This is a genomic window from Streptomyces sp. NPDC052299 (assembly GCF_040679335.1).
Lineage (GTDB): Bacteria > Actinomycetota > Actinomycetes > Streptomycetales > Streptomycetaceae > Streptomyces.
The window spans coordinates 14,126-31,232 of the sequence record NZ_JBFAUP010000038.1 but is presented as its reverse complement, the minus strand read 5'-3'; the positions used below and the strand labels follow the sequence as shown (position 1 = coordinate 31,232).

Annotated in this window: 14 protein-coding genes; 6 read left to right on the top strand and 8 right to left on the bottom strand. The window is 71.8% G+C overall.

The genetic code is table 11. The features are described 5' to 3' along the window. From AB0L33_RS34405 to AB0L33_RS34385, 5 genes are all read right to left on the bottom strand, one after another. A partial coding sequence (locus AB0L33_RS34405) for an acyl-CoA carboxylase subunit beta (RefSeq protein ID WP_365687632.1) occupies window positions 1-1,226 on the bottom strand: 1,226 nt, incomplete at its 3' end. Window positions 1,227-1,260: 34 nt separating this feature from the next. After that, window positions 1,261-1,458, bottom strand: coding sequence for an acyl-CoA carboxylase subunit epsilon (locus AB0L33_RS34400; RefSeq protein ID WP_365687630.1), 198 nt, complete (start codon window positions 1,456-1,458; stop codon window positions 1,261-1,263). Between the two features lie 84 nt (window positions 1,459-1,542). Then, on the bottom strand, window positions 1,543-3,540 hold the full coding sequence (locus tag AB0L33_RS34395) for a condensation domain-containing protein (RefSeq protein WP_365687629.1): 1,998 nt from the start codon (window positions 3,538-3,540) through the stop codon (window positions 1,543-1,545). A gap of 62 nt (window positions 3,541-3,602) precedes the next feature. Continuing rightward, the gene (locus tag AB0L33_RS34390; protein ID WP_365687628.1) at window positions 3,603-4,409 is read right to left on the bottom strand and encodes an AfsR/SARP family transcriptional regulator; all 807 of its coding nucleotides are present in this window, start codon (window positions 4,407-4,409) and stop codon (window positions 3,603-3,605) included. Window positions 4,410-4,771: 362 nt separating this feature from the next. Next, window positions 4,772-5,356: a ScbR family autoregulator-binding transcription factor gene (locus tag AB0L33_RS34385; protein WP_365687627.1), complete on the bottom strand. Its 585-nt coding sequence runs from the start codon at window positions 5,354-5,356 to the stop codon at window positions 4,772-4,774. A gap of 506 nt (window positions 5,357-5,862) precedes the next feature. Here AB0L33_RS34385 and AB0L33_RS34380 point away from each other — a divergent pair. After that, entirely contained in the window at window positions 5,863-6,816 is a 954-nt protein-coding gene (locus tag AB0L33_RS34380) for a ScbA/BarX family gamma-butyrolactone biosynthesis protein (RefSeq protein WP_365687625.1), read from the top strand. A gap of 218 nt (window positions 6,817-7,034) precedes the next feature. Here the strand turns inward: AB0L33_RS34380 and AB0L33_RS34375 are convergent, their stop codons facing one another. Further along, window positions 7,035-7,589: an XRE family transcriptional regulator gene (locus tag AB0L33_RS34375; RefSeq protein ID WP_365687623.1), complete on the bottom strand. Its 555-nt coding sequence runs from the start codon at window positions 7,587-7,589 to the stop codon at window positions 7,035-7,037. Window positions 7,590-7,601: 12 nt separating this feature from the next. Continuing rightward, the gene (locus AB0L33_RS34370; protein WP_365687635.1) at window positions 7,602-9,764 is read right to left on the bottom strand and encodes a helix-turn-helix transcriptional regulator; all 2,163 of its coding nucleotides are present in this window, start codon (window positions 9,762-9,764) and stop codon (window positions 7,602-7,604) included. A gap of 681 nt (window positions 9,765-10,445) precedes the next feature. On the opposite strand from AB0L33_RS34370, the gene AB0L33_RS34365 reads away from it, so the two are divergent. The 4 genes from AB0L33_RS34365 to AB0L33_RS34350 all read left to right on the top strand — a co-directional run bounded on the left by AB0L33_RS34365 (window position 10,446) and on the right by AB0L33_RS34350 (window position 14,911). Continuing rightward, window positions 10,446-11,414: a bifunctional DNA primase/polymerase gene (locus AB0L33_RS34365; protein WP_365687621.1), complete on the top strand. Its 969-nt coding sequence runs from the start codon at window positions 10,446-10,448 to the stop codon at window positions 11,412-11,414. Between the two features lie 17 nt (window positions 11,415-11,431). Continuing rightward, window positions 11,432-12,919 carry a phage/plasmid primase, P4 family gene (locus tag AB0L33_RS34360; RefSeq protein ID WP_365687633.1) on the top strand — a complete coding sequence of 496 codons (1,488 nt, stop codon included), beginning with the start codon at window positions 11,432-11,434 and terminating at the stop codon, window positions 12,917-12,919. Continuing rightward, window positions 12,916-13,308 (top strand): DUF6009 family protein, encoded by a 393-nt coding sequence (locus AB0L33_RS34355; RefSeq protein ID WP_365687620.1) that lies wholly within the window; start codon window positions 12,916-12,918, stop codon window positions 13,306-13,308. The genes AB0L33_RS34360 and AB0L33_RS34355 overlap by 4 nt, the downstream gene beginning before the upstream one ends. 112 nt (window positions 13,309-13,420) lie before the next feature. Next, window positions 13,421-14,911 carry an FAD-dependent monooxygenase gene (locus tag AB0L33_RS34350; RefSeq protein WP_365687619.1) on the top strand — a complete coding sequence of 497 codons (1,491 nt, stop codon included), beginning with the start codon at window positions 13,421-13,423 and terminating at the stop codon, window positions 14,909-14,911. Between the two features lie 20 nt (window positions 14,912-14,931). Here the strand turns inward: AB0L33_RS34350 and AB0L33_RS34345 are convergent, their stop codons facing one another. Beyond that, complete coding sequence (locus AB0L33_RS34345; protein WP_365687618.1) at window positions 14,932-15,603, bottom strand: ScbR family autoregulator-binding transcription factor; 672 nt, start codon at window positions 15,601-15,603, stop codon at window positions 14,932-14,934. Window positions 15,604-15,728: 125 nt separating this feature from the next. Between AB0L33_RS34345 and AB0L33_RS34340 the strand changes: the two genes are divergently transcribed. Continuing rightward, window positions 15,729-16,598, top strand: a complete 870-nt coding sequence (locus tag AB0L33_RS34340) for an NAD(P)H-binding protein (protein WP_365687617.1) — start codon at window positions 15,729-15,731, stop codon at window positions 16,596-16,598. The last annotated feature ends 509 nt before the right edge of the window (window positions 16,599-17,107 follow it).

The window sequence follows — 17,107 nt, the reverse complement described above, 5'->3', positions numbered from 1 at the left end:
CGCGGCACCGTCGCGTTGCAGTACGCGTAGAGCAGCTTCGCGCCGTGCCGGATGATCCCACCGTGCTCCTGATCGACGCCGGGCAGGAAGCCGGGCACGTCGAGGAGCGTCACGATCGGGATGTTGAAGGCGTCGCAGAGCTGGACGAAGCGCGCGGCCTTCTCGGACGCCTCGATGTCCAGCACGCCGGCCAGCGTCTTGGGCTGGTTGGCGACGATGCCCACCACCTCGCCGCCCAGCCGGGCCAGCGCGCAGATGATGTTGCGCGCCCAGCGCTCGTGGACCTCCAGGTACTCACCGTCGTCCACCAGTTCCTCGATGACCTCCGCCATGTCGTACGGGCGGTTGCCGTCCACCGGGACCAGGTCGAGGAGGGTGTCCGAGCGGCGGTCGGCGGGGTCGGCGGCAGGCGCCACGGGCGGGTTCTCGCGGTTGTTCCGCGGCAGCAGGGACAGCAGGTAGCGGACCTCGGCGATGCAGGTCTCCTCGTCGTCGTACGCGAAGTGCGCGACGCCCGACGTCTCGGCGTGGACGTCCGCGCCGCCCAGCCCGTTCTGCGTGATCTCCTCGCCGGTGACCGCCTTCACGACGTCCGGACCCGTGATGAACATCTGCGAGGTCTCACGCACCATGAACACGAAGTCCGTCAGCGCGGGACTGTACGCCGCGCCGCCCGCACACGGACCGAGCATCACGCTGATCTGCGGGATCACACCGGACGCCTTGGTGTTGCGCTGGAAGATGCCCCCGTACCCGGCGAGCGCCGAGACGCCCTCCTGGATACGGGCACCCGCGCCGTCGTTCAACGACACCAACGGCGCACCCGCCGAAATGGCCATGTCCATGATCTTGTGGATCTTCGTCGCGTGGGCCTCGCCCAGCGCCCCGCCGAAGATCCGGAAGTCATGCGCGTACACGAAGACCGTCCGGCCCTCGACCGTCCCCCAGCCCGTGATCACACCATCGGTGTACGGCCGCTTCGCCTCCAGACCGAAACCCGTCGCCCGGTGCCGCCGCAACTGCTCCACCTCATGGAACGAACCCGGATCGAAGAGCAGTTCGATGCGCTCGCGCGCCGTCAGCTTGCCCTTGGCGTGCTGCACCTCGGTCGCCCGGTCTCCGGGTCCGTGCTCCGCGGCCGCGTGGATCTCGCGCAGTTCCGCCACACGGCCGCGAAGACCGGTCTGCCCCAGCAGTTCCGGGACGGGGGAAGCGGTTATCGACATGTCGTCAGGTCCCTTCCTGGAATGCGTTGCCGCACTATCGCCAGCTGCGCGGAGCCCGGTAGGCGGGCTCCGGGCTCCACCCCGGGGCGCTCCCGGCCGGGGCCTCAGCCCGCTGCCCGCCGGCGTCCGCGCGCAGGGCGAGCAGCACCACCGTGAGCGCGGCGAGTTCCTCCTCGGTGGCCCGTCCACGCTCGATGCGCAACGCGGACACTGCCGGTCCCGGACCGCCCATACCCCACCTCCAGCGTTTACGGCAGCATCGGCCACTCCGCTGGAGCACCGCTCCAACTCCACTGGAGAACCGCTCGGAGGCCGGTCAACGACTCCCCGCGCGCACGGACTTCAGACCGTTCGCCAGCGCGCGGGCACAACCGGGCCCGCTGCCGACGCCCGTCATGACCACGGCCGCTACCGTGCCCTCGTCGGCCGCGCACGCCATCTCGTACGCTGCCGCGCCCCCCGGCCCGGCCCCGCACAGCACCAGCCGCCGGGGCCCCGGCACCCGGGACAGCACGGAAGGGTCCCCCGGCCGCGCCGCCCGCAGGCTCACGATCCGTTCCGGGCCACGGTGATGACGGGCCAGCGCCTCGTACGTCCCCACGGGCACCCCCGGTGTCCGCACCAGCACGATCGTGTCGGCCGACGGGTCCCCGGCGCGCAGCACCGCCACGTCGGGCCCCTCCGGCACGGGCGGACGCGGCAGCACGCGGGGCACCTCGAAGCCCTGGAGGAGTTCGAGGAGGTCGCCCACGGAGGACTGCGGATCGTGGTGGTCCGGCAACGACCTCAGCAGGCGTACGCAGTGCGAGAGCAGCGCGGACGCGTCCACGTCCCCCAGGCACCGGCGGTCGTAGCGCACCGTCAGGGCGAGCCCGCCGTCCGCGTCGTGCCGGGCCGCCAGGGTGAGCGGCAGTCCGGGGTGGGCGCTGATGCTGCGCGGGGCGTCCACCTCGACGCCCTGGGCGCGCAGCTCCGCCAGCAGCGCCGGGGGCAGCTCGACCCGGTTGTCGAACACGATGCCGGTCTCGAAGAGTTCGGCATCGGGGTTCCGGCCGGTCCAGACCCGGACCCGGTCGCCCGGCACCCAGGCGTGGACGGCCAGGTCCAGCGCGGCGTCGCGCGCCTGCCCGAGCAGACCGACCACCGGCTCGGCAGGGTCGACCGTGACCGTCATCGGCAGCGGATTGCCCAGCAGCCCCGGAATGCCCGCGGCGCCCTCCATCGGAATGTCCCGGGCCGACAGGTGCACGCCGAAGCTGACCGGCACCGGGCCGGCCGCACCGGCCGCCCGGTACAGCAGCAGGGCCCACACGGCGTGCAGGGCGCTGGACTCCCCCGCCCCGCGCATCGCGGCCCAGGTGCGCAGCCGGGTGGTCTGGGGCGGCCGCAGCCGCCGGTGCACGCGGCCGGTGCCGAGGGGCCCGGCCGGGGAGCCGTCGTCCGCCGTCCCGCGCGCGGCCGTCTCCGGGGGCGCGGCGGCCGTCGCCCAGTAGGCGCGGGCGGCCTCGGTGCGCTGCCGGGCCAGCCACCGGGCGTGGTCGCGCACATCGGGTCGCCGCTCGCGGCCGGGCAGGGCGCCGCCACGGGCGTAGGCCCGGTAGAACTCCCGCAGCAGCAGGTGAACGCCGCGTTCGTCCAGCAGCGCCCGGTGATAGGTGAGCAGGACCCGGGTGGGCGCGCGGGTGCCCCCGGGGCGGGGCGGCCCCTCCAGCAGGGTCACGCGCAGCAGCCCGGGGCGGTGCGGTGCGAAGCCGCGCAGGCGGTCGCGCTCGATCAGGTCGCTCCAGGAGACGGCGCCGTGCGCGAGGTGGGCGACGTCGATCGCGGCCCAGTCGTGCAGCACCAGGCGGGGCAGGTGAGTCCAGTCGAAGGCCGCCCGCAGCACGGTCTCCCGGTCGGCGACGGACAGCCAGGCGGCGGTGAACCGGGTCAGGTCGACCTGGCCCGTCCAGTTCCAGGCGACCTGGCCGACGTGCCCGCCCGCCGGCTCCTCGACGGCCGCGCGGATCAGGTCCTGCTGGTGTCCGGCCACGGTGACGGTGTCGCGCGCGCCGCCCGCCAGCGCCAGGACGTCGGCGAACACCGCGGCTCCGGGCCTGCCCCGACCGCCGTCCGCGTGCGCGACGCGCAGGGTGAGGCGCCCGGCGCCGGACGCCTCCGCCGTCACCGTGTACGCGTGCCGCTGGGTCACCCGGGCCGCCACCGCCTCGGCCGGTCCCGGGTCGAGGGAGCCGCAGAGCTCCGCCTCGACGGACGGGCCGGAGGCGGCGGGCACGGGTGCGAAAACCACCGCAAGCACCGGATCGTCACTCATCGGGGCCCTGATCCTGCGTACGCCGCATCACATGCCCTCCCTCAGCCGGTACGGCTGCCCTCTCAGGCGAGCCGCACTCCGCTCGCCCCCGCGACGCCCTCGGGCCGGGCCATGAGAATGGAACGCTGCAGCTTGGCCAGCGCGGGCGAGGGTTCGAGCCCGAGCGTGCGGACCAGTGTGGAGCGCAGCCGCTGATAGGCGTCCAGCGCTTCGCCGCGCCGGCCGGAGCGGTAGAGGGCCAGCATGTACTGGCCGCACAGGCTCTCATGGGTGGAGTACCTGCTGAGCAGGACGGTGAGTTCGGAGAGCAGTTCGCGGTGACGGCCCAGTCTGAGGTCGGCCTCGATGCGCTGGTCCAGGGCGCACAGCCGGCTCTCCTCCAGTCGCTTGATCTGGGTGTCGAGGTGCGTCCCGGTGTGGACGTCGGCGAGTGCCGGGCCGGTCCACAGGGCCAGCGCCTCACGGAGCAGCCGCGCACCCTCGGGGAAGTCCTCGGCATCCATGGCCCGGTATCCCATGCCGGCCAGCCGCTCGAACTCCTGCACGTCGTGGCTGCCGTCACCGCCCTTGAGTAAGTAGCCTCCGGGGACGGTGAGCAGGACGTCCTTGGCCGTGCGGGTGTCGTCGCCGTGCTCCTCGAGCGCTGCGGTGATCAGTTCGCGCAGCTGGAGGATGTAGGTCTGGAGGGTGGGCCGGGCGCTGCGCGGCGGCTCGCTCCCCCACAGCTCCTCGGTGAGGGTGTCCACGGGCACCACCTCGTCCGCGTGCAGGGCCAGCAGGGCGAGCACCTGCCGGGGCTTGGGCGCGGTCGGTGTGATCGAAGTGCCCAGTTCCCGCACGGCGAGCGTGCCGAGTACGTCGATGTCCACGCGGTCTCCCCGTCATCCCCCGGCCGCCGGAACGGCCTGGAACTTCTACTGACGGAACGATTTAAAAACAGCACGGGCGGTATGTCAATACCAAACCGTGCGTCCTGTTTGATCTCGTGCGGAGCGCCAGCGTTCCTTGAGGGGCGGTCACCTTGATCCGATAAGTTTCTCTAAATGCGGACAAAGAGAAGCGAGTTGAGGGGTCCGAGGGGAGCCGCGCGGCAACAGCAAGCCCTCGAATCACCAGACCGCATGGACTGTTTTGCGAGGTGGAGGCCTCGTTCACTGGGTGGAGGCTCCCCGGAACAGCGTTCCGGGGAGCCGCACCGGGACCGGCAAGGGGTGGCACCGGAGCCGCGGTGCTACTCCGCCGGGCTCAGCCGCGGCAGCGTGAACTCCCACAGCTGGACCAGCCGCTCCGCGGACCGCCAGTACCGGTCGGCCGCGCCGAGGGTTTCCAGACCGAGCGTCGCCGCCACGATGACCACCGCCGCGTCCTCCGCCGAGACGTCCTCGGCCAACTCCCCGTTGGCGCGGGCCTGGACGAGGGCGTTGCGCACCCACTCGTACCACCAGTCGTGGAGCTTGGCCTCGCTCTTGCGCGAAGGGTCGCCGCCCAGCCGGAAGCCCGCGCGCACGACCGGGTCGTCGGTGACCGCGTCCATCAGGCGGCCCACGGCGGCGACGAGCCCCTGGAGCCGGCCCCCCTCGGCGGCCCTGGCGCTCTCCTCGGTCAGCGCGAGGGCGGACTCCGCGGCGGCGGCCTCCACCGCGGCCGCCAGCGCGTCCTTGTTGGGGAAGTGGAAGTGCAGGGCGCCCGAACTCACTCCGGCCCGGCCGCTGATGACCGGCAGCGTCGCCATGGCGTACCCGTCGGCGCCGAAGACCTCCGCCGCGGCCGAGATGAGGGCCTGACGCGTCACAGCCGCTCGCGCCTGCTTCACCATCGTGTCCTCCTCCGGGCCGGGCGCGGAACGGGCGGGAAGCCGTCCGATTCACCCTGGATTCTCCATACTGACTCGTGCACACCCTAGCAAACCGCACGGCTGGTTGGTTTACAGTCGCGACGTGCGCCTCAGGGGGTTCAGCTGATCATTCTGCATGCGGCCGGGGGCCTCGTGAGCCCCGGCCTTGGAAACAGTTGGTTTCTCCAGTCGTTCTCCCCGAAAAATGCACCGCGAACCAACATAAGAAACCGTCTGACAGGTTTCTTATCGCAACAGCGGAGGCGGCTGACGCGAACGAGGCGAGGAATCATGCACCTTACGTCCGCTTTCCTGTCTGCTTGTGAAGGGTCAAGTGCCCGTCAGCGACAGTGAAACGGAATAGGATATTCAAGTAAACGCTCAGTCCTTGGTGAAGTCTTTACTTTTGGCCCGATTGAAGAAAACCGGTAGGTCCGTATCTTAAGTGGCGTCGCCGAACGCAGGTTTCAAGTCCAGACGGGGGCACCATGAGTCTCACCACTGCTGAAGCCAGAACCGTCCCGGCCGCGCCGCGGCTGACCAGCACGGTCGCGAAGGAGTACGTGCACCGCGACTCGGTCGCGGAGGTGTTCCTCACCGGATGCGACTCCCGGGACGGGATGAACTTCGCGCTGACCGGCCAATGGCCTCGCGCCCACACCATGTTCCGGAGCCAGGACGGCACGAGCCACGACCCGCTCCAGATCGCGGAAACGTTCCGGCAGGCGGGCATCTACGTCTCCCACGTGGAGCTGGGCGTGCCGCTCGGCCACAACTTCGTGATGTCGAGCATCACGTACACGGCCGATCCCGGGAATCTGCGCATCGCCTCGGGCCCCACCGACTTCGACCTCGACACCCGGTGCACGGACATCGTCCGGCGCAGGGGCATCGCCAGCCGCGTCGCCTTCGAGTTCGCGCTCCGCCGGGGCGGCCGCTCCCTGGCGGGCGGCACCGGGCAGATCTCCGTGATCCCCCCGGCCGTCTACAACCGGTTACGTCAGAACCGCGCCGCCCAGCCACCGGCCACCGAAACGCACCCGGCCCGCAATCCGCTGCCGCCGGCCGTCGTCGGAAGGCCGTTCACCACGGATGTCGTGCTCTCCCCCGCCCCCGGGGGCACACCCGGCGGAAGCCCGCGCTGGCTGCTCACCCCGGACCTCGACCATCCGATCCTCTTCGACCACAAGGGCGATCACGTGCCCGGCATGGTCCTGCTCGAAGCGGCCCGCCAGGCCGCCTGCGCCGTGATGGCGCCCAGGCCGTTCACCCCGGCCGCCGCCGCCAACGACTTCCACCAGTACGCCGAACTCGACCGGCCCTGCTGGATCGAGGTGACCCGGGTGGAGCACGAGCCCGGCAACATGGTCACGGTGGAGGTCACCGGCCACCAGGACGGCAAGGACGTCTTCACCTCCGTGCTCACCGGCCCGGTCGGCTAGGCGGACGAGAGCCGTCGGTACGGAGAACACCCGGACGTGTCGTCCTGGGTCGCTGAGCCACCCACGCGACGAACCCGCAGGTCACCCCCGTACGCACCGCGCCACAGCGACCGAAGCGACCGAAGTACCCGCTCGGCCCTGCATACGGGAGGCCGCTCCGCAAGAGGGGCGCGCCTCCCGCGTGCGGGGGTGCCGGACGGCGCCTTCGCGACGGCTCGTCAGAGGTCGAAGGCGACGTGTTCCAGGTCGGTGTACTCCACGAGGAGCCCCTGCGCCCGGCGCCCGCCGTCCTTGAAGTAGATCTCCTGCAGTCCCTCGGCAGCGACCTCCTGGAGCTGGCGGTCGCTGCCGCCCTGCTCCCGGAGTTCGAAGAGCCGGGCCGCGTACGTCGGCGGGAGCGCCACGGTGAGGTGACGCAGCCGCGCGTCGTCGGTGGAGCCGGGCGCCGCCGTGTAGCCGAACCGGGCCCGGGTGTCGATGACGATGCCGCCGGTGGTCGCCGCCGCCTTGCGGGCCTTCGCCTGGATCTGCGGCTGCCAGCGCCGCTTGACCTCCCGTTCCAGGCGGGCGGCCAGCTCCGGGCGGGGCTTCTTCAGCTGGTTGCGCACGTACCGCTCGACCGTGCGCTGAGTGGTCCCCAGGAGCGCGGCGACGGCCCTGGTGCCCTTGAGCTGCTTGACGAGGTACCGCATCTGCGCACCGGCCGACTTGGGCGCGGGCCGGGTGAACGCCCGCTGGACCGCCTCGTCGAGACCTTCCCCGACCGTGTTCATCGGCTGGTTCCCCTACTCTCCGTCGTCCTTGGCGGTGACCGCGCCGTCCTTGATGTACCGGGCCAGGTTGAGTTCCGGACCGTACTCCTCCCGGACGGCCTCCGCCCACAGCGTGGTCTGCGAGCCCTCGTGCTTCACCATTCCCGGGCTGACCCCGAGCCGGAAGCCCCCGGGCAGCGGTTTGCCGTCCCGGTACGGCAGGAAGTCCAGCGGCGAGGGCCCGTCGGAGGCGTACACCGCGCAGTCCGAGAGCACGGCGACCGGGTACTGGCCCGTCGCGGCCGCCAGCCGGACCATCTTGCGGTGCATGTTGATCCGGGCCCGCGAGATGACGGCGGCCCGGATGTCGGGGCGCCAGGTCGGCCGGCTGAGCGCGGGCCACGGCTGGCCCGGCCGCCAGCCTCCGCCGCGCGGCCGCTCCCTCAGCTTGCCGATGCCGCCCTTGACCGTCGCCTTGATCGCCGACAGGACGACCGCGAGCTGCGGATCACGGTCCCGGTACCCGTCCATCGCCGCCAGGAACGCGTCGGGCGCCAGCCCCTCGCTCACGCCCAGGTCCGCCATGGTCGTCACGTAGGCGTCGCGCAGTCGCTTGTACCAGCCGTCCAGGTAGCGCCCGTTGGCCGGGCGCACCCACGCCTCGACGGGCGCCACCTCGTAGCCGAGCTCCACCGCGTACGCCACGGTCGGCGTCGCGTACCAGGCGGGGCCCTCCGGGCGGTCGCCCTTCGGCGTGAACGGGCTGGGCAGCAGGTCCCCGTCGAGTCGCCGCCACTCCTTGCCGATCACGACGTGCGACGGGTCGACGTGGGACAGGTCGACCAGCCAGGAGCCGGGCAACGCCGGATCGAACGCGGGGCTGTTCACGTGCACGGGCGCCTCCAGGCCGACCACGGCCCCGTTGGCGGCCGCGCCGAAGGCGAGGTTGACGTCGATGCCGACCAGATGGCGCTTCAGGCACTCGTCGTCCGTGAGCGGCCGCGCCCAGTCGTACGCCTCCTCGAACAGCATCTCGGCCGGGCCGCGCTGGTGGAAGCGGGGCAGGTCGGCGAGGAGCGGGTGCCCGTCGGGGGCCTCGCAGGGGGCGCACTCGACGGGCTCGGTGCCGAGCGAGCCGGGGTTGCGCTCGCTGTGCCGCTTGCCGTCCGCGTCGGGCGCGCTCGCCCGGGTCGGCGGGTGCAGCGAGGTCATGAGTTCCAGCCCGGTGACGGCAGTGGAACCCCGCGGAGTCATCACGCGCGACGCGTACGTTCCCAGCAGCCGCACGAGTTCGGCCGGCGGGAGCTGCGAGGCGCCGTTCCAGTGGCGGACGTCGAGCGCGTTCCAGGGCGGGATGCAGAGCTGGACGCAGCTGCGGCGCGCACCGCGTGCGGGCCGGTAGATCCGGGCCCACGGGCCGAACCCGCGCCGGGTCAGCTTCCACTCGGCCCGCGCCAACTGCTTGAGCACCTTGTGGTCCTCCGGCAGCCGCCCGGCAAGCCCCTCCTCCCGCGACAGCCGTACGGGCAGCCCGAACCGCTCGCACGCCGCCTCGGTGAGGACGAGCAGCGGGTCGGCGTCCTGACCGCTCGGGTGCAGCCGCTCGGCACCGAGGCGCGCCTCGCCCAGGGCCCACTCGACCAGGACGGGCAGCGTCTTGGCGGGCACGTCGAGCACCAGCCCGCCCACGCAGTACGCGAACACCTCGCCGCCATCCGCGTCGATGACGGCGAGCGGCCCGTGCTCGTACGGGGAGGCGTTGCCCTCGGTCGTGCGGGGCACGGGGGTGGGGCCTGCGGAGGCGGTCGGTTCGGCGACGGCTGTCTCGGCCGTCCCGGGTTCGGTGGACTCCACGACGACGGGTGCGACCGCTTCGGGGGCCTCGGCAGGCTCGGCGGCTTCGGCGGCCGGCACGACGGGCGCGGCCGCCTCCTCCTCCGGCGCAAAGCGCGCGGCAAGTCCCTCCAGCAGCCGGGCGTACGCGGCCCGCTTGGGCGGCCGGGGCTCGCTGCGCCCGGACTCCCAGTTGCCGACCGACTCGCGGCGGCTCTTCAGCGCCTTCGCGACCTGGTCCTGGCTCAGTCCGGCGGCCTCGCGCAGCCGCTTGCGTTCGGCCGGCGGCGGCAGCGGGTCCTGCGCGATCTGCTCCAGCAGCGCGTCGACCGCGCTGAACAGCAGCTGCTCCTCGTGGGACAAAAAGATCACCTCGTGCGCCACCCTATCGAACCGCTCACTGGAACACTCATGGATGTCTCACCGATTACGCATGCCGAGCCGCCGCCACTGGAGCCGGGGTTCAGTCCGGCTGGAGACGGCCGGACCGTTTTCCCGCATCCGGCGACCGGACCCGAGCGACCGGGACTCTGCTCGGTAGCTGAAAATCCTGAGAGGGAACCGCAGGTCACACGCCTGACAGGAACACGGAGCGACCGAAGCGACCCATGGGGCAGATATATGCGGCCATTGGCATGTGCGCGCGTGTGCGTCATATATGGAGAGCTTCGGTCGCTTCAGTCGCTTTTCCGCCGACCGCACAGCCGTGAACTGGGGGTTCGCGGCGGCCGCCGAGAGCGACCGAGCGACCGGAGCCGGCCGCGGTCGGGTCGTGAGTAGCTGGGGGCACCTTTGGACGGGCCCGCCCGTTCTGCCGCATGAGCCTCTTCGCCCCCGGGGGTTTCGCTAATCTGATTTTGCGAGTTGAGTCGCTTCAGTCGCTGATGGGGGAAGTGAATGGCAGCTGAACTGCGGGTCTCGCGCGGCGACTCACAGCAATTCACGGGGGCTGAGGCGGGCGCCGCGCCGCCTTTGACGACAGCGTGGTGGTGCGCGCGCCAGGGGTGGCCTGTTCATCCTCTCGCGCCGGGCCACAAGACGCCGGTGGCCAACTGCGAGGCGTGCCGCCGCCGGGACCACGACCGCGCCCGCTGCGGCTGTCTGCGTGCGGGCCGCTGGTGCCACGGGTTCCACGCCGCGACGCTCGACCTCGACCGGATCGGGCAGTGGTGGGGCGTCCGCCCGGACTTCGGGGTCGGCGTGGCCACCGGCCCGGCGGGCCTCGTCGTCATCGATATCGACGCGCACGCCCGCGAACTGCCGCGCCGGGACCGCCTGTTGCCGGGCGTAGGGATAGCCGCCGGGATCGACCTGACCGGGCTCGCCAACGGCTTCCACACGCTGGGGCTGCTGGCGGCCCTGCGCGGCGCCACCAGCCCCGCGGACGACGCGTCCACGCTCCGGGTCCACACCCCGTCGGGCGGCATGCACGTCTGGTACCGCAACGACGGCGGCCACCGCTGGCAGTGCTCGGCCGGTTCGGGCAGCGGGCGGGCCCTCGCCTGGCAGGTCGACGTCCGGGCGCACGGCGGGTACATCGTCGCGCCCGGCACCGTCACCGAGGCCGGGACCTACCGCCCCGTCGGAGCCGTACGCACCCCCGCCCCGCTGCCCGCCTGGCTCGCCCGTGAGCTCCAGCGCACCGGCCACCTCCCGACCAGCCCAGCACCGGGGCCAAGACCCGTGCCGCCCCGGGCCCGGCAGGCGGTGCTCGCGGCGGGCGGCCGGGCCGACGCACCGGGCGAGCGTCTGCTGGCGGGGCTCCTCGCCGAGGTCACCGCCTGCGCCTCCGTCCCCGAGGGCGCCGCGTTCTCCGAGAAGCTGAACCGGGCCGCGTACACGGCGGGTGGCCTAGTCGCCGCCGGGCACCTCGCCGAGGACGACGCCGTGCGGGCGCTGCGCGAGGCCGCCGGGCTGGCCCGCCCGGACCAGGAACGGCGCAGCCTCGCCATCATCCGGGGCGGCCTCGGCGCGGGTCGGCTGCGGCCGCTGGCCCTCGGGGGGCGCGCGTGAACGCGGACCAGGACAGAGTGCTGCCCCCGCCCTCCTTCGACGTACGGGCCGTGGCCGCGCAGATCCTCGCCCAGCCCGTACCGCAGCCCCGGCAGCGCGACGACGCCGCCACGCCGTACGCGACGTCGGACGGACTGCTGCCCGACACCCTCACCGACCGGGGCAACGCCAAGCTGTTCGTCAGGCTCTACCGCAACGACTACCGCCATGTGCCCGGCATCGGCTGGTTCCGCTGGGACGGCACTCGCTGGCAGTTCGACGAGGACGACACCGTGATGTGGTCGGCGGGCGACCTCGCGGAATCCCTCGCCACCACCGACCCGCGCGGCGTCTTCACTCCCGCCGCGCTCCAGCAGCACCGGCGGCGCACGCTCAGCACGAGCGGGATGAACGCGATGCTGACCCAGGCGAAGTCGGCCCCGGGCATGGTCCTCAACGCGGCGCTCCTGGACGCCGATCCGTACGCGCTGTGCACTCCCGCGGGCGTGGTGGACCTGCGCACGGGCTTCATCCGCCCCGCGGAGCCCACCAAGGACTTCCACTCCCGCTCCACCTCGGCGGCCCCCCAGGCGATGCCCACCCCGCGCTGGGACCGCTTCCTGACCGACACCTTCGGCGAGGGCGCGGACGGCGAGGAGATGATCTCCTTCCTCCAGCTGCTGCTCGGCTACTCCATCACCGGTGACGTCGGCGGCCAGGTGATGCCGTTCCTGTTCGGCTCCGGCAAGAACGGGAAGTCGGTACTGCTGGACGTCCTGATGAAGCTCCTGCGGGACTACGCGGACGCGGCGCCGCCCGGCTTCCTGATGTCACGCCCGTACGAGGGCCACCCCACGGACCTCGCCGAACTGCACGGGCGGCGCGTCATCGTGTGCAGCGAGGTCAAACCGGGCGACCGCTTCGACGAGGCCCGCGTCAAGCTGCTGACCGGCGGCGACCGGATCAAGGCCCGCCGGATGCGTCAGGACTTCTTCAGCTTCGAACCGACCCACAAGATGTGGCTGCTGGGCAACCACCGCCCCGAAGTCGGCACGGGCGGCTTCGCGTTCTGGCGCCGCATGCGCCTGATCCCGTTCGAACGCGTCGTCTCGGACCACCGCAAGATCGACAACCTGGCGGACATCCTGGTCACCCAGGAGGGGCCCGGCATCCTCAACTGGCTGATCGAGGGCGCCCGCCGCTACCTGGGCGGCGACAAGGACCTCTCGGGGCCCGAGCGGGTACGGATCGCGACGACCGTGTACGCGGAGACCGAGGACCACACCGGGCGGTTCGTCGGCGAGACCTGCCGGATCGACGCCGGACTCCGCGCCGAACAGGCCCAGCTCTACGCGACGTACAAGCGCTGGTGCCAGAATGAGGGCGTTCCGGCGATTTCGTCGCGAGCGTTCGCGGCACACATCCGCGAAGTGGTGGGGCTGGCATCACCGAAGGAAATGATCTTTTCCAATCAGCGCAAGTACTACCCGGGCATCGGCCTGCTCGCGGACGAGGAGACAGTATGAGCGCCCTCATCGCAGAGGACGAGATCGTCCACGAGGTGGACCTCGTGTGGCTCGAGGACATCACCGTGCTCGACTACGTCCGCCAGAGCCTGGACCGCCTCCCGACCCGCCGGGGCAAACCCGCGTACCACCGCGACGGAAGAATGGTCGGCTACGCCCTGCTCGGCCCGAAGGCCAAACCGTCACGCTCCTCGGGCACCTTCCGGCGCCGGGTCTTCTGGCTGCTCCCCCACGACCGGGACACCGAACCCGACGGGCTGTACGCGCGGGGCGCCCCGGCCGAGGCCGTGGACGTGCGGACGCTGGCACCGGGCAGCAAGGGCCACAAGACCGAGCGCTCCGAGGGCGGCCCGATGTCCTCGGCGGGCACCCGTGAACTGCAGCCATAGCGGTACGCCCGCAGCGGTTCCCGGTCCGGACCCGAGCCAGGATGGCTAAGAAACAGCACGTCCGGTATATTTCTGTGCGCCGGGACACCCACGGACAGGGAGGACCACCGCCGTGCAGGGGGAACGCCTCATCGAAGCCCAGGTGCTCGTCGCAGGCGGAGGCCCGGTCGGCCTGCTCGTGGCGGCCGAACTCGCGGCGTACGGCGTCGACACCGTACTGCTCGAACCCAGGACCGAGGTCTCCGACCAGCCGAAGGCCACCACGCTGCACGCCCGCGCGGTGCAGTCCCTGGCCCGCCGGGGCCACCTCCCGGGGCCTCCCCCGTACTCGGCCGAACCCACCACCAGCGCCTTCCACTTCGCGGGGCTCCCCGGCCTGACGATCGCCGCTCCCCCGGGCGAACCCGAACCGGTCCTCAAGTGCGCCCAGGCCGTCCTGGAACGCCGCCTGGAGGCCCGGGCGCGTGCCGCCGGTGCCCGCGTCCTGCGGGGCCACCGGCTCACCGACGCCGTCCAGGACGGGAACGGCGTCCGGATCACGGCCGAGGGCCCCGAAGGACAGCGGCACTTCCGCGCCGGGTACCTGGTCGGGGCGGACGGCGCCCGCAGCACGGTCCGCGCCCGGGCGGGCATCGAGTCCGACACCTTTCCGGCCACGGTGTCCGCGCTGATGGGGACCGTGACACTGGCCGATCCGGGTGCTCTGCCGAAGGGCTGGCACCGCACCCCGCGCGGCTGGATCGTCGCCAAGCACGACGGAGGCCGCACCCACCTGCGGACCCTCAACTGCGACGGCGCCCACCCGGACCGGCTGCGGCCCGTGACGCTGGAGGAGTTGCGCAGCGAGGTGGCCCGCATCGCGGGTCGCGACATCGCGATGCACTCCCCGCTCTGGCTGAGCCGCTTCAGCGACTTCGCCCGCCTGGCCCGCACCTTCGCCCTGGGCCGGGTCTTCCTGGTCGGCGACGCCGCGCACGTCCACTTCCCCATCGGCGGCCAGGGCCTGAGCACCGGCGTGCTCGACGCACTGAACCTGAGCTGGAAGCTCGCCCTCGCGGTGCGCGGCTGGGCGGGCCCCACCCTGCTGAACGGCTACGACGCGGAACGCCGGCCGCAAGCCCGCCGCGTGATCGACGGAACCCTGGCCCAGCTCGCCCTGATGCGCCCCGGCCCGGAGGCGGACGCCCTGCGCACCGTCTTCACCGGCCTCCTCGCGGACGAGGGCGGGAGCGGCCACCTCAGCGGCCTGATCAGCGCTCAGGACACCGTCCTGCCCGACCCCACCGGCGCGGGCGGACCGGCCGCGGGAATGTACCTCGGCAATACCGCGCTCAGCACCCCGGAGGGCGACACCGACGTCATCCGCCTGCTGCACGACGGGCGGCCGCTCCTGCTGCTCCTCGGCGAGAAGGCGGGCCGCCATCGGGAGGAGGCCCGGGCCTGGGAGGAACGGCTGCGCACCGTGGAGGCGCGGCCCACACCGAGCGTGCCGTACGAGGCAGCGCTGCTGAGGCCCGACGGCTATCTCGCGTGGGTCCCCGGCGACGGCGACCTGCGGCAGGTCCTGGCGGCGTACTTCGGCCCGGGCGCCCCGGCCTGGTGAGACCGGGTGCCCCGCTGCGATCAGCTCGCGGTCTCCAGGACATCGCGCATGTCGGCCGCCTTCACGGCCTCCGCGTAAACCCTGGCCCCCCGGGACTCGGACAGGTCCAGCGAAGCCAGCACGGACGGCACCACCGCGCTGGGCAGCAGATGACGCATCAGGGCGGACACCCGCACCACCAGGTCACGGTATTCGCACACGGCCTGCGACATGGACTGGATGCCGGCGAAGGCTCCCACGATGACCTCGGCCGTCTCCGGCGGCGAGATGTGCGGCAGCAACTCGCCCTGGGCCTGCGCCTGCTGGAGCAGGTCGAGACCGACCTCGCCCCACCGCAGGAACGGTCCGCTGCGGTCGAGGTTCTGCGTCAGCTGGTCCATCGTCAGCCGCACGCCCGCCCGCACCATCGGATCGGTCTGGAGCCGGTGCGCCTGGAGCATCACGACGTCCACGACCTCCTGCACCTTGGACGCGCGAATCGGCACGATGATCCGCTGGTCCTGCTCGGAGAGAACCCCCTGGGCCAGGTCTTCCTTGGAGTGGAAGTGGAAGTACAGCGCGCCCTTGGTCACCCCCGCCTCGGTGAGGATCTGGGAGATCGTGGCCGCTTGGTACCCGTGCTCCTCAAAGATCTTGGCAGCCGCCGAAAGAATCGTCTGTCGGGTACGGATGGCCCGCAGCTGCTCAGCCACTGTCTCTCCTCCCTCCTCGGGGTCGTCGAACGTGGGGGGATAAATAAACCGTCCAGTTCGTATCTTACAGCCCGGCCTCTTCCCTCCGCCCTGGTCGGGGAAATGTCCGGCAGGAAAGGGAAACCATGATCCTCGTCACGGGCGCAACCGGGACGATCGGCCGCGAAGTGCTCCGCCGTCTCCCCTCGGACCAACCCGTACGCATCATGGCCAGGCAACCGGAGCGGGTCACCGGCGCCCCTCCGGCCGCCCGGATCGTCCACGGGGACTTCACCGACCCCACCTCCCTGACGGACGCTCTGCACAACGTCCACACCGCCTTCCTGGTCACGAATCCCGACGGCGAAGACGACACGCGCTTCCTGGACCCGGCCCGCGCAGCCGGCGTACGGCACATCGTCAAGCTCTCGGCGGCCGCCGTCACCGACCCCGACGCCGACGACCTGATCACCCGCCGCCAGCGCCACAACGAGGACCTGCTGCGCGCCTCGGGCATGGGCTGGACCCTGCTGCGCCCCCGCGCCTTCATGTCCAACACCCTGTCGTGGGCCCGCTCGATCCGCTCCGACCACGTCGTGCGCGCCCTGTACGGCACCTCCGCCAACGCCTGCGTGGACCCCGGCGACGTCGCGGAGGCGGCCGTCCTGGCCCTGACCGGGCGGGTCCGGGACCACGCGGGCGTGGCCTACACCCTGACCGGCCCTCAGCCCCTGTCGGCCGTCGAGCAGACGGCCCAGCTCGCCGAGCTCCTCGGCCTGCCGCTGCGTTTCGAGGACCTGAGCCCTCAGCGGGCGCGTGCGGCCCTCGAAGCGCGCTACCCGGCCGATATCGCCTCCGCCCTCCTGGAGAGCGCCAGACGGCAGCACAGCGGCTCCAAGGCGGATGTGAGCCCCACCCTCCCCCGCCTGCTCGGGCGGCCCGCCCGGACATTCCGCGACTGGGCAGCCGATCACCTGGACGCCTTCCGGCCCGACCCCTCCCCCGCAAACGGCTAGGGACCGAAGCCCTTTCAGTCCCTCACCCTTCGGTCCCTCTTCGGTCCCTCCGGCAAAACCGCAGGTCAAAGCGTTGCACCCACCATGACCGAGGGCCTGAAGGGACTGAAGGGACTCAAGGTCGGTAGTTATAAGCCAATTGTGGGTGCGTGTGTATGCGCACGCGCGTAGAACAACCCTATATATCCCTTTGTACCTACTACTCTGGTCCTGAAGCGCTGATAACTACCGACCTTGAGTCCCTTCAGTCCCTCCGTTTTTCACTCGCAAGCCTCTGACCTGCACTTTCACCCGAGGGACCGAAGAGGGACCGAAACTCCCAGTCCCTCCGTTCCGCGTTCAGTCCCTCCCCTTCGGTCCCTCCTCGCCGCCCCCGGCAGACCTGCCCGCCGCGCCCGGCCCGGACGTACAACACCCCCACGGGCAAGGGACCGAAGGGACTCGCGGAACGAAGAGTCCCGTCCGTTGAGGGACCCCTGTTGTAGGCTCTGATCCGAATCTGAAAACTC